We start from the raw sequence: 15,176 nt of genomic DNA on the forward strand, positions 1-15,176 counted from the left end.
CATGGACGCCTTCAACTCCCTTCTGGACGGCTTCGGCACGGCCCTCACCCCGGTCAACCTGCTCTGGGCCGTCATCGGCGTGCTGCTCGGCACGGCCATCGGCGTGCTGCCCGGCATCGGCCCGGCGATGGCGGTCGCGCTGCTGCTGCCGGTGACGTACGGGCTCGAACCGACCGGCGCGTTCATCATGTTCGCCGGCATCTACTACGGCGCGATGTTCGGCGGCTCCACCACGTCCATCCTGCTCAACACGCCCGGCGAGAGCGCGGCGGTGGTGGCGGCCATGGAGGGCAACCCCATGGCCAAGTCCGGGCGCGGCGCGCAGGCCCTGGCGGCGGCGGCCGTAGGGCACTTCGCGGGCGGCCTGATCGGCACGATCCTGCTGGTGGCGCTGGCCCCGACGGTCGCCAAGCTGGCCGTGGACATCGGCGCGCCGGACTACTTCGCCATCATGGTGCTGGCGTTCATCGCGGTGACGTCGGTGCTGGGCTCGTCCCGCATCCGGGGCCTGGCCTCCCTGCTCATCGGCCTCACGCTGGGCCTGGTGGGCCTGGACCAGATGACCGGCCAGCAGCGCCTGACCTTCGGCTCGCTCCAACTGGCCGACGGCATCGACGTGGTGATCGTCGCGGTCGGTCTGTTTGCGATCGGCGAGGCCCTTTGGGTGGCGGCGCACCTGCGGCGCAGCCCGCCGGAGCCGATCCCGGTGGGGCGTCCATGGCTGGGTCGCGGGGATGTGAACCGGACCTGGAAGTCGTGGCTGCGCGGTCCGTTCATCGGTTTCCCGTTCGGCGCGATCCCGGCGGGCGGCGCGGAGATCCCGACCTTCCTGTCGTACGTGACGGAGAAGCGCCTGTCGAAGCACAAGGACGAGTGGGGCAAGGGCGCCATCGAGGGCGTGGCCGGTCCGGAGTCGGCGGCGTCGGCCTCGGCGGCGGGCACCCTGGTGTCGATGCTGACCCTGGGCCTGCCGACCACGGCGGTCGCGGCCGTCATGCTGGCCGCCTTCCAGCAGTACGGCATCCAGCCCGGCCCGCTGCTCTTCGAGCGCGAACCCGACCTCGTGTGGGGCCTGATCGCCTCCCTCTTCGTCGGCATGGTGCTGCTGCTCGCGCTCAACCTGCCGCTGGCGCCGCTGTGGGCGAAGCTGCTGCGCATTCCGCGGCCGTACCTGTACGCCGGGATCATGTTCTTCGCCGCGGTCGGCGCGTACGCGGTCGGCGGTGAGGTGATCGACCTGGTGATCCTGCTGATCATCGGCCTGATCGGCTTCGGCATGCGCCGCTACGGCCTGCCGGTGCTGCCCGCCGTCATCGGCGTGATCCTCGGCCCGAACGCCGAGCAGCAGCTACGGCGGGCGCTCCAGATCAGCGACGGCAGCGTAACGGGGCTGTTCAACACGCCGTTCGCGGTGACGGTGTACGCGGTGATCGTGCTGCTGCTGGTCTGGCCGCTGCTGAGGAAGGCGGTGACGCGGGGCCGCGCCGCGGCCTGACCCGGTCATCGCGGCACCCGTTCCCGGGTGCCGTCCGGGAAGCGGATCTCCACCTCGCCGGTCGCGGCGACCCGTACGCGCGGTCCTGAACGCCGCACGTGCGGGTCGCCGTTCGTCTCCGGGTCGGCGCTCAGCACGACGAGGGTCACCAGGAGGTGGGTGCCGCCCGGGTGGACGGGCAGGGTGAGGTACGGGGTCGCCGAATGGTGACCGCAGGCATTGGCGCCGACCGCGTGTGCCACCGCCGTCCCGGCGTCCTGCCACCCGTGCAGGCCGACGACCGTGCTGGTCAGCCCGTCCGCGCGCCGGGCCAGCGCCCAGCCGGGGCCGGTCCGGGCGGCCGGTGGCGCGGTGTCGTCGGCGACGGCCCAGCCGCCCTCGCGCACCGGCGTGCCGGGCGGCGCGTCGACGCGGTGCACGCGGACCTCCCAGGGGCCGTGCACCACGCTGACCGTCTTGATGCGGTGTCCTTCGTCGCTGCCCGGGAGCACCGCCCGGTGCCAGGAGGCGGCCCGCGTGCCCTCGACGCCGAGCGGGTGGATGCGGCCGCGCGGGGTGGGCGTGCCGTCGGGGGCGAGAAGGGCGATGTGGTTGTCAGGAGCTCGGTCGGCCGGTGTCTCGGGCGCCGTCGCACTGGAATAGGCGAGTCGGGCGTAGTGCGGGCTGTCCTCGGCCGTTGCGGGTGGGGGTGGCAGCCGGTCGCTGCCGTGGTTGACGAGCCGGACGATCCCGTCGGCGGCGGTGGAGTGCAGCAGCCAGCCCGGTGCCGGTAACGCGAGGCGCACGTCGGCCGTCTCCACCGGGCCGGGTACCTCGGGCGCCGTCCACACGGGGTGGTCCGCGGGCAGGAGCAGGCCGAGGAAGGCCTTGCTCGCCCAGTACGGGGAGGCCGGGCCCGAGTACCGCTGGGTGACGGGGAGGAAGGGCCCGTACCAGCCGAGCGTGAGCAGCCCCTGGGCATCGGGCACGCCGCGCTCGGCGAAGTGCTTCAGCGCGCCGGAGGCGAGACGGCGGGTGCGGCCGGGCGGCAGCGGGGTGGCGTCGGCGAGGACACCCGCCCACAGCGGCGCCGCCGTCGCGAAGCGGTAGGTGAGCGAGCGGCCCTGGTGGACGGGTGCGCCGTCGGCGCCGAAGAAGTGCTGGTGGTCGTGGAGGAACGACCGCAGGCGTCTCCGGTGTTCCGCCACCAGCCGGGGGTCGGCGCGCGGCCCGGCGATACGGGCCCACAGGACCGGATAGAGGTGCAGCGCCCAGGCGTTGTAGTAGTCGAACTTGCGGCCGTCGCCGTCGGTGTACCAGCCGTCGCCCCGGTACCAGTCCTCCAGGCGTGCGAGGCCGGCGTCGATCTCGCTGCGGCTGTGCGGGGCGCCGACGGAGGCGAGGAACTCCTCGGTGATGACCTGGAACAGCCGCCAGTTGGAGTCGTTGACCACGGCTCCGACGAAGCCGCCGAGCCAGTCGGCGACCCGCTGCCGTACCCGGTCGTCGAGCCGGTCCCAGATCCAGGGGCGGGTCTCGTGCAGGGCGATGGCGAGGGACGCGGCCTCGACCATGGGCTGGGACCGGTCGGTGATGGGCGGCCAGCGGTCGGGGCCGCGCGGGTCGGTGCCGGCCGCGAGTCCGGCCGCGTACCGCTCGATCAGGCCGGACACGCCCTGCCCGCCCGAACCGGCGATGCGGAACGCGGCCAGCAGGAAGGACCGGGCGAAGCCTTCCAGACCGTCCGACCAGGGCCCGGAGTGGCTGGGCGGGCCGGGCAGCCGGTACTGGGCCAGGCCCGGGGAGGCGTAGGGCGTCAGGGCGTCGAGGAGGCGGTCGGCGATCGCCTCCCAGTGGGCGCGGGTCCAGCCGGTGAGGGGCGAGGTCAGCGGGTCGGGCGGTGGCAGGTGGGGCAGGTTGGGGAGGTGCGTCGGGTCGGGGAGCGACACGTGCGGCGCGCTCATGCGGGTGCGGTTCCTCCGTTGGTCACAGGGCGCGCCCGGGCGGGGGCGCGCCGACGCTGTCGCGTACGACGATGTGGGTGCCGAGCAGATGGTGGGCCCCGGCGGCGTGCTCGGGGTCGCGCAGCGCGATGCGTACGGCGGCGCGCCCGAGTTCCTCCGCGGGGGTGCGGACGGTGGTGAGCGGCGGGTTGAAGTCCTCCGCGAGCGGGATGTCGTTGTAGCCGACGACGGAGATGTCGCCGGGGACGCCGAGTCCGGTGTCGGCGATGGCGCGCAGGGCGCCGGCGGCGACCATGTCGTCCCCGGCGAAGACCGCAGTGAACTCCCGCGTCGACTTGAGGAGTTCGGTCATCGCGCGGTGGCCGGCGGCCCGGCCGAGGCCGCAGTCGACGACGTGTGCGGCCTCGGGCGGCAGCCCGTGCTCGGCGAGTGCGGCCCGGTAGCCGGCGACGCGGGCGTCGAGGGCGGTGTTGCCGGGCAGCCCGCCGAGGAAGACGATCCTGCGGTGGCCGGCCGACAGCAGGTGTGCGGTGATGGCGCGGGCCCCGGCCTCGTTGTCGAACTCGACGACGAGCGCCGGGATCTCCGGGTCGGGCGCGGGCCGGCCGCAGAGCACGAGCCGGGCCCCGGAGGAGTCGAGGGCGTGGGCGTAGTGGGCGACGCGCTCGCGGTAGGCGTCGTCCTCGACGACCCCGCCGACCAGGATCACGAGCCGGGCGCCCTCCTCCCGCATGAGCTGCACGAACTCCATCTCGCGCTGTGCGTCGCCGCCGGTGGCGCCGACCACGCAGAGCCAGCCGCGGTCGGCGGCCTCCGCCTCCACGCCCTCGGCGACCTGGGCGTAGAAGGGGCTGGTGACCTGGCGGACCACGACGGCGGCCATCTTGCGGCCGCCGCCGACCAGGGCGCGGGCGTGCGCGTTGGCCACGTAGTCGAGGTCGCGGGCCGCGCGCAGGACCCGGGCCCGGGTCGCCGGGGGCACCGGGTGGTTGCCGCTGAGCGCGCGGGAGGCGGTGGCCGTCGACACGCCCGCCCGCTCGGCGACCTCGCGGATCGTGACCCGTCCCTTGGACACCATGTCGTTCCCCATCCCCCGCGTCTCCTCTTCCGCCCACCGCTGCTCAGGTGTTGGCCGCGTAGTCCTTGGCGTATTCATCGGCCATTCTGTCGCCGCCCCGGCTCCGCCACCTCTTCACGGCCGCGTCCCACTCGGACATCGGCAGCCGTCCGGCGATGATCCCGGTGATGGTGTCGTCGAGGAACGTCTTGAGGGTGGCGCCCTGGGAGTTGTTCGTCGCGGACTGGAGCCCGAAGGAGGCGTCGCGGATGGCGTGCGGTACGACCTTCCGCTGCCAGGAGTGCAGGGCGCGCACGGCGTCGGGCATGCCGGGCACGAACAGCACCTGGGGGCCTTCGGCGAGGTACTTCAGCGGCAGGTTGGTGTTGTTCTCGACCTCGCCGAGCTTGGTGGGTTCGGGCGAGCCGTCCTTGCCGCGGGTGAAGTGGACGTCCTCGACGCCGTAGTGGACGAGTTCCCACTCCTGACTGCCGAAGGGCGCGGCGAGGTAGTCGAGGATGCGCAGCAGCAGCTCGATGCGCTCCTTCTTGGCCTGCTTCAGGACGGTGTAGCCGAAGGAGCGGCGGGCGGCGACGATGCCGCCGGGCTCGCCGCCGACGCTGTACGGCAGGGCCGCGGCGGGGCTCATCTTGCCCTTGGACTCCCGGTACTTGGGCAGGTAGGCGCCGAACCCGTCCTGCATGGAGCCGACCGTGCCGTTGTAGTAGAGGGTCGTCAGGTCGATCTGGGAGATGGACGTGGCGTCGGGGTGGTAGGAGCCGTTCTTGCGCAGCTGGGCCTGGAAGGCGATCGAGGCCTTGTAGCGCTCGTCGGCGGCGGCCGATAGGAAGGTGCCGTCCTTGGTGACGGCCCAGCGCTGGGGGGCGTTGTGGGCGGCGGAGTGGTAGGCGTTGCCGAACAGGGAGCCGTTGGCGGCGCCGAGCATGTACGTCCGGCCGCGGGTGCCCTGCCGTGCCACGGCGGTGAAGTCGTCGGCGGTCCAGCCCTCCTTCATGCCCGCGTCGGCGAACATGTCCTGGTTGATCCAGAGGGTGGAGCCCGGCAGCGGGCGTTCCAGCGGGATGCCGTAGATGCGGCCGCCGATGCGGCCCATGTCGCGCCAGGCGTGGGTGGGGATGCCCGCGAGGTTGGGGTAGTCGGCGACCGCGTTGCCCGACAGGTACGGCGTGAGGTCCTGGGCGCGGCGCTGCACGAACTGCGCCTCACGGGGCAGGGTGAAGCCGGCGAACATGTTGATGATGTCGGGCAGGGCGTCGGCCTCACCCGCCATCACGGTCGCCATCTTCTTCTGGTAGTCGGCCTGGGAGATGATCGTGTACTCGATCTTCACGCCGAGGGCCTGCTCGACGGCTGACCAGAAGCGGTTCTGCGAGGCGGGCTTGGGCGGGGTGCCGAAGGAGACGGTCATGACGCGGACGGTGGAGCCGTCGCCCGGGGTGCGGGACACGGACTTGACCAGGTCGGACGGGTAGGTGGTGTAGCCGGCCTGGACACCGGCGTCGGTGGGGGCCAGGTCGGGCTTGGGCCCTGAGGCGGGCCGGTAGGCGGGCCAGGGGGCGAGCTTCTTGCCCGCGTTGGAGACGTCGCCGTCCCCGGAGTCCGAGGAGGAGCAGGCGGTCAGCAGACCGGGGACGGAGACGGCGGCACCACCGGCGGCCACGGTACGCAGCAGGGTGCGTCGGGACATGCTGGGCATGGGTGAATCACCTCGTGTCGGCTTGGGTCAGCTCTTGATGGCGCCGGTGAGCACGCCCTTGGTGAAGTACTTCTGGAGGAACGGGTAGACGAGCAGGATCGGCACGGTGGCGATCACGAGCACCGCCATCTGCACGGTCTGCGGAGCGGTGACGGTGGCCTCGCCGGTGGTCGCGTCGGTCAGACCGGCACCGGACACCACATAGGTGCGCAGCACCTGCTGGAGCGGCCAGTGGTCGCTCTCCAGGTAGAGCGAGGCGTAGAACCAGGAGTTCCAGTAGGCGACGGCGTAGAACAGGCCGACGACGGCGAGCGCGGCCTTGGACAGCGGCAGCACCACCGACACCAGCACCCGCCAGTCCCCCGCCCCGTCCAGCCGGGCCGCCTCGTACAGCTCCTCGGGGACCGACTGGAAGAAGCCGCGCAGGACGACCAGGTTGAACACGTTGACCAGGACGGGCAGGACGAGCGAGGCGTACGAGTCGAGCAGGCCGAGTTCCTTGACGAGCAGGAAGCTCGGGATCATGCCGGGCGGGAAGAGGAACGTGAACAGCACCAGCAGCAGCACGGGCTTGCCGCCGAAGACGCCCGGGCGGGACAGCGCGTAGGCCAGGGTCACCGTGCAGGCGAGGCTGAGCAGGGTGCCGACGATCGTCACGCCCGCGCTGACACCGAGGGCGTGGGTGACGATGCCGCCGTCGAAGATGTCGCGGTAGGCGTCGAGCGTCGGATCGCTGGGCCACAGCACCCAGCCGCCGTTGTCGACGACCTCCCGGGTGGACGCCAGTGAGGTCGACACGATCACCAGGAACGGCACGCACACCAGCAGTACGACGGCGGCCAGGGCGAGGGCCTTCGCGGCCTGGGTGAGCGGCCGGGGCTTCTCCATCCAGCCGGGCCGGGCGGACGCGCTCACTTGTAGACCCCCTGCTCGCCGAGGCGGTGGGCGACCTTGTTGGCCGCGTAGACGAGGAGGGCGCCGACGACGCCCTTGAACAGGCCCGCGGCGGCCGCGAATCCGTAATCGCCGCCCACGATGCCCTGGTAGTAGACGAAGGTGTCGATGACCTCGGCGGTCTCCGGGCCGACCGCGTCGCGTTGCAGCAGCATCTGCTCGAAGCCGACGGAGAGGATGTCGCCGAGCCGCATGATGAGCAGCAGCACGATCACCGGGCGGATGGCGGGCAGGGTGACGTGCCAGAAGCGCCGCCAGGGTCCGGCACCGTCGATGGCGGCGGCCTCGTACTGCTGCTCGTCGACCTGGGCGAGCGCGGCGAGGAAGATGATCGTGCCCCAGCCGGCGTCCTTCCAGATGACCTGGGCGACGACGAGCGGCTCGAACGCGTCGGGGTTGCCGATGATGTCGACGGTCTGCAAACCGGCCCCGCTGAGGCCGCTGTTGAGCAGGCCGGTGTCGCCCAGCACCTGCTGGAAGAGCGCGACGACGATCACCCACGAGATGAAGTGCGGCAGATACGCCACCGACTGCACGAACCGCCGCACCGAGCTCCAGGTGAGCGTGTGCAGCAGCAGGGCGAGGCCGAGCGGCACCGGGAAGTAGAAGACCAGCTGGAGGACGGAGATCCAGAGGGTGTTGAGGACCGAGTCCCAGAACGCCGCGTCCTCGAACATGCGCTGGAAGTTGCCCAGGCCCACCCAGGGGCTGCCCCAGAGGCCGTCGAACGGCACGTACTCCTTGAACGCGATGACGTTGCCGGCGAGTGCGCCGTAGTGGAACAGCAGGAAGTAGGCGACGCCGGGCAGCATGAGCAGGAAAAATGTCCGGCTCTGAAAACCTTTACGCTCTCGCTTCACCCCCTCGGGATCGCCTCGACCTGAACCTGCCCCCTTCGTACCTGCTCTTTCCCGTAAGGCAGTTGCCACGGCTCCCCCTCACCTCGGCGTGTCCGGTGAAGGGAAGTTAAAACGTTTACACGGCCCGGTCAACACTTCTGACGCAGAAGGGACTTCACGCCGAGAGACGGGACTTCACCGCCCGAGGACGGGACTTCAGGCCGAGAGCAGTCCCCGGCCGAACCAGTCGGAGGACGAACGCACGCCGGGCAGGGCGAAGAAGTAGCCGCCGCCGGTCGGGGAGATGTAGTCCACGAGGGGTTCGTCGATCAGCCGGGTCTGCGTTGCTTCGAACTGGCGCCGCACGTCCTGCTGGTAGCAGCAGAAGACCAGGCCCATGTCGAGGTTGCCGACGCTGTCGACGCCCCGGTCGTAGTTGTAACCCCGGCGCAGGATAAGGGAGTTGTCGCTCGCCGCGGTGCGCGGGTTCGCGAGGCGGATGTGGGCGTCGAGCGGGATGGCCGTGCCGTGCGGGTCCTTGGCGTAGTTCGGGCTGTCGGTCTCCTGGGCACCGTCCAGCGGGGCACCGGTGTCCTTGCGCCGGCCGAACATCTGCTCCTGCTCGGTCAGCGAGACGCGGTCCCAGAACTCCACCAGCATCCGGATGATCCGGACGACCTGGTAACTGCCCCCGGTCGCCCAGCCCGGTTCGCCCTGCCCGGCGCCGACCCACACGAGGTGGTCCATCTCGCGGGCCGACGCGACGTCCGGGTTGACGATGCCGTCCTTGAAGCCCAGCAGGTTGCGCTGGGTGCCGCTGGGCCGCGGCACGTTCTGGAAGCCGTCGACACGCCACCGGATCTGTACCGCGCCCCGGGTGTGCTTGGCGATGTCGCGTAGCGCGTGCAGCACGGTGTCCTGCCGGCCCGCGCAGATCTGGAGGGACAGGTCGCCGTGGCACTCGGCGGGGTTCAGGTGGTCGTTGGGGAAGGTGCGCATGGGCGTGAGCCGGCGCGGCTTCGCCTCGGCGAGTCCGTAGCGGTCGTCGAAGAGGGAGGCGCCGACACCCACGGTCACGGTGAGCGCGTCGGCCGGGACGACCGGGCCGAGGATGCCGTTGTCCGAGGGCGGGGCACCGACACCCAGGTCGGCGGGGGTGCCGCCGGCGGTGAGGAAACGGGCCCGCTGGGTCAGGGTCCGCAGCAGGTCGGCCAGTTCCGCGCGGTCGCCGGCGATGACGTCGAAGGAGACGAAGGCGGCGGCCTGCTGCTGGGGGGTGACGATCCCGGCCTGATGGGGGCCGTGGAAGGGCACGGCGGCGGCGTCCGTCCCTTCGGCGGCCCGGGCCGTGCCGTCACCGCTCTCGGCGAGCGCGAACCCGCCCCCGGCCAGTACGGCTCCCGCGGCCCCGGCGCCCAGGGCCGTCTTGACGAAGGAACGGCGGCCCGCGTGGGCGGGGCAGCCCGGCGGAGGCGTGTCAGCGGACGGCATGGGGACGTTCCCTTCGGTGTGTTCGTTGTGCTCGTGGCGGCCGGTGTTCACGCGGACTTCCTGATCTCGAGCAGGTCCGGCACCGGCGACAGGTCTTCCAGGAGCTGCCCCATGGCCCCGTCGATCCGGTCCTTCGCGGTCCGTCCGAGCCGGTCGACGGGGGTCCAGCGGCCGTCGCGGTGCTGGGCGTCGAGCAGCGTCCGCAGGCGCGCGATGTCCGCGTCCACGGTCGGGAGCAGATGCGGGGCCCGGGTGATGAGCAACGGCCGCAGCACGGTGAGCAGTTCGCGCGTACCGGAGAGGTTGGCGTCGGCCGTGGCCAGTCCGGTGCCGCTGCCCTGGTCGGTGTCGCCGGTCAGCTCGAACTGGAGGGTGTTCTCCAGGATCTCGTGGGCGCGCAGGGGCAGGTCGGAGGCGTCGAAGTCCTGATGCGGGAAGGCCTTCCGCAACCCGGCGGAATCGGCGGCCAGTTGCCGCGCCGGGCCCTCGAGCTCACCGGCCGACTGGCCGTGCCACAGCCCGTACTCGATCCGGTGGAAGCCGGTGAAGTCCTTGTCGTGGACCCCGCCCGGCAGACCGTCGGGCCTACCGTTGATCTTCTGGTCGAAGTCCTCGAAGGTGCCGTAGGCGGCGCCGAGGGAGGCGTAGGTGCGGTGCGCGGTCAGCCAGTCGGCGCGCGCCGCGCCCAGGTGACCGGCGCGGATGTCGTCGCCGAGCTTCCGGGTCTCGGTGACGAGCGTGACCAGACCCCGGTTCACGTACGCCTCGTACGCCCGCAGCGGCCCCGCGAGATCCCGCGCGGAGACAGGGACGACGGCCCCGGCACCGGCGGCACCGCCGACCCGGACCGGCTTGGACGTGACGGCCTTGCCGTCGGTGGGCACACAGCGCCAGGCGTACGTACCGCCCGCGACGGTGGCGACGAGGTCCCGGGTGGTGCCGGGGGCCAGGCCCTCGATCTCGCCGTAGACCGCGTTGGTGGCCGGGTCGATGAGGTACACCTCGGATGTCTGGTCGCCGGTGTTGCGCATCTGGAAGGTCTGCCGCCCCGGCTCGGGCGCGGTGAAGCCCTGACCGCAGTCCTTCGCGGAGACCGCGACCGTCTCGCCCCCGGCGGGCTTGGGGCGCGCCAGGGCGACGACGAGCCCGGCCAGGACGACGGGTAGGGCGACGACGGCGACGGGGATGAGCCAGGCGGGGCTGTGGCGGGCGGGCTCACGGGTGGGAGTGGGGCTCGGGCTCGGGCTGGGGCTGGGAGCACCTCCCCGCACGCCCCTCACGAACAGCGTCATCACCACGCCGAGATACCCGACGCACCCGGCCACCTGAAGCCACGTCATCGTCGGCGTCAGGTTGAGCACGCCCTGGAGCAGGGTGCTGTACCAGGACCCTGCGTCGACGCTGCCGCTCAGGTCGACGGCGTAGGCCGTCCCACCGGGCAGGACCCCGCCCTCCTGGAGGTCGCGCAGCCCGTAGCCGAGCACGCCCGCGGCGATCACGATGAGGACGGCGCCGGTAGCGGTGAAGAAGCGCGTGAGGTTGATGGAGAGCACCCGGCGGTAGAGCCCCCAGCACAGCACCGCCGCGAGCACGAGCCCGATGCCCGCGCCGGTCAGCGGCCCTGCCGACTCGTGCGCCGCGCGGGCCGTGGTCCACAGGAACAGCGCGGTTTCCAGGCCCTCGCGTCCCACCGCGAGGAAGGAGGTGAGGACCAGCACACCGGCGCCCATGGTCAGTGCCCCGGTGACCTTCTCCTTGATCTCTCCCGCCAGGCTGCGGGCCGAGCGGCGCATCCAGAACACCATCGCGGTCACGAAGGCGACGGCCATGATGCTCAGCGCGCCGCCGAAGGCTTCCTGCGCGGCGGTGGAAAGGGACGCGGCGGTGAACGTGAGGACCGCGCCGAAGCTCATCGAGAGCGCGACCGCGGCCAGCACGCCGGTCCACACCTGCGGAAGACGGGACCTGGCGTCCGCCCGCACGAGGGTGGCGACCAGCACGGAGACGATGAGGCCTGCTTCCAGTCCTTCCCTCAGTCCGATCAGGAAGCTCGGAAACGCGTCGTCCCACATGTGCTGCGGCCCTCCCGGCCCTCCGCCCCGACCCACCACGCAAGCGAGTTAGCCAAGGCATGCCTTACCGACGCCGACCATCATGACCTCGGTTCTCTGGGCATCTGGTCATGAATGGCTCATGGCGCGGCAAAAGTCCGGAGTACGAGCTGCCCATCGGGCCGGCAGTGGGTGCCAGGCCGGGCTCAACCGGACGGCGTGACCGAGGACCACACGCCGAACCACTGCTCGGCGCCGAACTCCTCGAACCGCATTGCGCTTCTGGCAGATCTGACCTTCGCGGTCTCAGCGTGGGGCAAGTTACAGCGTTGCCCGCGTGTTGATCACCGAGGGCATCACCCTAGTGATCGTCGGCAGCTTGGCCTGGCTGAGCGGCTCCGCCACGCCGAGCACCGCGCGCAGTCCCGGTGATCACGTCGACCGGGGCCACGCTCGCCTTGACCGGTTCACCCCGCCCCCTTGACGCGTCAATGACAAAATGGGTTGATGCATGGGAGCGCTCCCACCTCATCCAGGGAAGGGATCACCATGCGCAGGACCCGCCGCTCGTCCTCGCACTTACGCATCATCCCCGTGCTCGGTCTCCTCGCCGCGCTGCTCCTCCCCTTCGGCATCACCTTCGCCTCCCAGGCCACGGCCGCACCGGCGGCAGACCCCGTCCGCGTCATGCCGCTCGGCGATTCGATCACCGGCTCGCCTGGCTGCTGGCGTGCGGTGCTCTGGAACCGGCTGCTGAACAGCGGATACAAGGACATCGACTTCGTCGGCACCCTCCCGCCTCAGGGCTGCGGACAGGCGCACGACGGCGACAACGAGGGGCACGGCGGTGAGCTGGTGACCAACGTGGCCGACCAGAACCTGCTGCCGGGCAGGCTCGCGGCCACGCAACCGGACATCGTTGTCATGCACTTCGGCACGAACGACGTGTGGAGCAGCATCGCCCCGGACCGCATCCTGGCCGCCTACACCAAGCTCGTGACGCAGATGAGGGCCTCGAATCCGGACATGCGGATCCTCGTCGCGCAGCTCATCCCCATGAACCCGGCCAGCTGCGCGGCCTGTGCGCAGCGCGTCGTCGACTTCAACGCGCGGATCCCCGACTGGGCCCGGGCCACCAGCACCGCACGCTCCCCGATCACGGTGGTCGACCAGTGGACGGGCTTCAGCACCGCCACGGACACCTACGACGGGGTGCACCCCAACGCCTCGGGTGACGACAAGATCGCCGCCCGTTGGTTCCCGGCCCTGGCGGGGGTCCTCGACGCGGGTGTCCCGGAAAACCCCGGCGGCCCGGGTGAACCCGCGGCCTGCACCGTCCGCTTCCGGGCCGTGTCCACGTGGCAGGGCGGCTACCAGGGAGAGGTGACCGTGACGAACACGTCCGCCTCCGCCGCCTCGGGCTGGAGCGCGACGGTCGTACCGGCGGGCGGCGCGCGCATCGGCCAGGTCTGGAACGGCACCCTGACCACGGCCGCTGACGGTACGGCCACCGTCACGAACGCGGCGTGGAACGGGGCGTTGGCGCCCGGCGCGAGTGCCACGTTCGGTTTCGTCGCCACCGCCCCGGCAACGGCCGGCGCCCCGGCGGCGACCGTCACGTGCACGGCGAAGAGTTCCGGCGCCTGACGCCCCACGCGGGCCCAGGAACGGCCCGACGACCGACTCAGCATCGATGACCAACTCACCGCTCCCTCCCCAGGATCGGAACGCGACCCGGAACAGGCCCCATCTCCTCCCACCCCCACCTCTGGAGCCGCCATGAGACCCCGCCCCGCCCCCACCCCTCGCGTGGCCACCGTCGCCGTCGCCCTCCTCGGACTCCTGCTCTCCTTCCTCTCCCTCGGCACACCGGCGCACGCCGCCCCCACCGGCTTCCGCATCGACAACGGCCGGCTGCTGGAGGCGTCCGGGAACGACTTCGTGATGCGTGGCGTCAACCACGCCCACACCTGGTTCCCGGACCGGATCAGCTCCCTCTCCCACATCAAGGCCAAGGGCGCCAACACCGTCCGCGTGGTCCTCTCCAGCGGTGACCGCTGGACCCGCAACGACACCGCCGACGTGGCGAACGTGGTCGCCCAGTGCAAGCAGAACCGGCTGATCTGTGTGCTGGAGGTGCACGACACCACCGGGTACGGCGAACAGAGCGGAGCCGTCACGCTCTCGCGCGCCGCCGACTACTGGATCAGCGTGCAGAGCGCGCTGACCGGTCAGGAGGACTACGTCATCGTCAACATCGGCAACGAGCCGCACGGCAACACCGGCTACACGGCCTGGACGGCCGACACCAAGGCGGCCATCCAGAAACTGCGTAACGCCGGGTTCGACCACACGATCATGGTCGACGCGCCCAACTGGGGCCAGGACTGGGCGTTCACCATGCGGGACAACGCCGCCTCGGTGTTCGCCTCCGACCCGGACGCCAACACGATCTTCTCGATCCACATGTACGGCGTCTTCGACACCGCCGCCGAGATCACCGACTACCTGAACCGCTTCGTCACGGCCAAACTGCCCATCGTCGTCGGCGAGTTCGGCCACGACCACTCGGACGGCAACCCCGACGAGGACACCATCCTGGCCGTCGCCCAGCAGCTTCGCCTGGGCTACCTCGGCTGGTCCTGGAGCGGCAACGGCGGCGGCGTCGAGTACCTGGACATGGTCACGAACTTCGACCCGGACCAGCTCACCAGCTGGGGACAGCGGCTCTTCAACGGCGCGAACGGCATCGCCGCCACCGCCAAGGAAGCCGCGATCTACTCGTCGGGCGGCGGTGACACCACTCCCCCGACGGCTCCCGGTGCCCCGACCGCCTCGGGGGTGACCTCCTCGTCCGCCACCCTGACCTGGGCCGCCGCCACCGACGCGGCAGGCGTCACCGGCTACGACGTGGTCCGGATCGGCGGCGGCACCGAGACGGTCGTCACCTCCACGACCAGGACGACCGCCACCGTCACCGGCCTGTCACCCGACACCTCCTACACCGTCGCGGTCTACGCCCGTGACGCCGCCGGCAACCGTTCGCCCCGCTCGGCCACGGTGACGTTCACGACCTCCTCCGGCGGCTCGACGGCGGCCTGCGGCGTCGGCTACCGGGTGACGGGCAGCTGGCCCGGCGGATTCCAGGGCGAGATCACCCTGCGCAACACGGGCACGTCGGCGATCAACGGCTGGACGCTGCGCTGGACCTTCCCGGACAGCCAGCGCATCACCAACCTCTGGGGCGGTACGGCGACGCAGAGCGGCTCCGAGGTCAGCGTCGCGGCCGCCCCGTACACGGCGACGATCCCCGCGGCGGGTTCGGTCACCCTCGGCTTCACGGCCTCCCGGGCGACGGCGAACCCCAGCCCGACGGCGTTCACGCTGAACGGCGCGGCCTGCTCGGTGAGCTGAGCGGCCGTGTGCGACGGTGCCGGCGCGCTCCCGAAAGGCCGGGCGCGGCGGCACCGTCGCCACAGGGGTGATCCGCGAGTGTGATCCGCGCGACATCCACCCCGAAAAGCGGTTTACGTCGCTCCGCTTGGGTCAGGCGGCGGAGATGTCGCACCGGCACCCCACCGCCGTAACCCCGGCAAGACGCGTATCCGCCCGCCCCGGTTCCCCGCACC

General features: G+C 71.5%; 10 protein-coding genes. 3 read left to right on the forward strand and 7 right to left on the reverse strand.

Translation table 11 applies throughout. From position 1 onward, the window contains the following. Position 1 precedes the first annotated feature (1 nt). The gene (locus QC385_RS00890; protein ID WP_279539292.1) at positions 2 to 1,495 is read left to right on the forward strand and encodes a tripartite tricarboxylate transporter permease; all 1,494 of its coding nucleotides are present in this window, start codon (positions 2 to 4) and stop codon (positions 1,493 to 1,495) included. Positions 1,496 to 1,500: 5 nt separating this feature from the next. On the opposite strand, the gene QC385_RS00895 is transcribed toward QC385_RS00890, so the two are convergent. The 7 genes from QC385_RS00895 to efeU form a co-directional block, all read right to left on the reverse strand. After that, positions 1,501 to 3,438, reverse strand: coding sequence for a DUF2264 domain-containing protein (locus QC385_RS00895; protein WP_279539293.1), 1,938 nt, complete (start codon positions 3,436 to 3,438; stop codon positions 1,501 to 1,503). A 22-nt stretch (positions 3,439 to 3,460) separates the two neighbouring features. Beyond that, positions 3,461 to 4,528 carry a LacI family DNA-binding transcriptional regulator gene (locus QC385_RS00900; protein ID WP_443032817.1) on the reverse strand — a complete coding sequence of 356 codons (1,068 nt, stop codon included), beginning with the start codon at positions 4,526 to 4,528 and terminating at the stop codon, positions 3,461 to 3,463. A gap of 31 nt (positions 4,529 to 4,559) precedes the next feature. Beyond that, on the reverse strand, positions 4,560 to 6,212 hold the full coding sequence (locus QC385_RS00905; RefSeq protein WP_279539294.1) for an extracellular solute-binding protein: 1,653 nt from the start codon (positions 6,210 to 6,212) through the stop codon (positions 4,560 to 4,562). A gap of 27 nt (positions 6,213 to 6,239) precedes the next feature. After that, a complete protein-coding gene (locus QC385_RS00910; RefSeq protein WP_086846342.1) occupies positions 6,240 to 7,127 on the reverse strand; it encodes an ABC transporter permease subunit in 888 nt (295 codons plus the stop codon). Beyond that, a complete protein-coding gene (locus QC385_RS00915; RefSeq protein WP_279539295.1) occupies positions 7,124 to 7,978 on the reverse strand; it encodes an ABC transporter permease in 855 nt (284 codons plus the stop codon). The genes QC385_RS00910 and QC385_RS00915 overlap by 4 nt, the downstream gene beginning before the upstream one ends. A 243-nt stretch (positions 7,979 to 8,221) precedes the next feature. Then, a complete protein-coding gene (gene efeB / locus QC385_RS00920) occupies positions 8,222 to 9,496 on the reverse strand; it encodes an iron uptake transporter deferrochelatase/peroxidase subunit (protein ID WP_279539745.1) in 1,275 nt (424 codons plus the stop codon). Between the two features lie 47 nt (positions 9,497 to 9,543). Next, on the reverse strand, positions 9,544 to 11,568 hold the full coding sequence (gene efeU, locus QC385_RS00925; protein ID WP_279539296.1) for an iron uptake transporter permease EfeU: 2,025 nt from the start codon (positions 11,566 to 11,568) through the stop codon (positions 9,544 to 9,546). A gap of 528 nt (positions 11,569 to 12,096) precedes the next feature. Here efeU and QC385_RS00930 point away from each other — a divergent pair. Together QC385_RS00930 and QC385_RS00935 are read left to right on the forward strand one after the other, a co-directional pair. Beyond that, entirely contained in the window at positions 12,097 to 13,194 is a 1,098-nt protein-coding gene (locus QC385_RS00930) for a GDSL-type esterase/lipase family protein (RefSeq protein ID WP_279539297.1), read from the forward strand. 132 nt (positions 13,195 to 13,326) lie between these two features. Continuing rightward, complete coding sequence (locus QC385_RS00935) at positions 13,327 to 14,961, forward strand: cellulase family glycosylhydrolase (RefSeq protein ID WP_279539298.1); 1,635 nt, start codon at positions 13,327 to 13,329, stop codon at positions 14,959 to 14,961. Positions 14,962 to 15,176: the final 215 nt, after the last annotated feature.

This window comes from Streptomyces sp. DH10 (assembly GCF_029813805.1).
In the GTDB taxonomy this organism is placed as follows: domain Bacteria; phylum Actinomycetota; class Actinomycetes; order Streptomycetales; family Streptomycetaceae; genus Streptomyces; species Streptomyces coeruleofuscus.

Bases quoted from the DNA above. Each gene is read 5' to 3' on its own strand.
- QC385_RS00915 (WP_279539295.1), bottom strand. From the start codon at position 7,978: ATGCTGCCCGGCGTCGCCTACTTCCTGCTGTTCCACTACGGCGCACTC.
- efeB (WP_279539745.1), bottom strand. From the start codon at position 9,496: ATGCCGTCCGCTGACACGCCTCCGCCGGGCTGCCCCGCCCACGCGGGC.
- QC385_RS00895 (WP_279539293.1), bottom strand. From the start codon at position 3,438: ATGAGCGCGCCGCACGTGTCGCTCCCCGACCCGACGCACCTCCCCAAC.
- QC385_RS00905 (WP_279539294.1), bottom strand. From the start codon at position 6,212: ATGCCCAGCATGTCCCGACGCACCCTGCTGCGTACCGTGGCCGCCGGT.
- QC385_RS00930 (WP_279539297.1), top strand. From the start codon at position 12,097: ATGCGCAGGACCCGCCGCTCGTCCTCGCACTTACGCATCATCCCCGTG.
- QC385_RS00935 (WP_279539298.1), top strand. From the start codon at position 13,327: ATGAGACCCCGCCCCGCCCCCACCCCTCGCGTGGCCACCGTCGCCGTC.
- efeU (WP_279539296.1), bottom strand. From the start codon at position 11,568: ATGTGGGACGACGCGTTTCCGAGCTTCCTGATCGGACTGAGGGAAGGA.
- QC385_RS00890 (WP_279539292.1), top strand. From the start codon at position 2: ATGGACGCCTTCAACTCCCTTCTGGACGGCTTCGGCACGGCCCTCACC.
- QC385_RS00900 (WP_443032817.1), bottom strand. From the start codon at position 4,528: ATGGGGAACGACATGGTGTCCAAGGGACGGGTCACGATCCGCGAGGTC.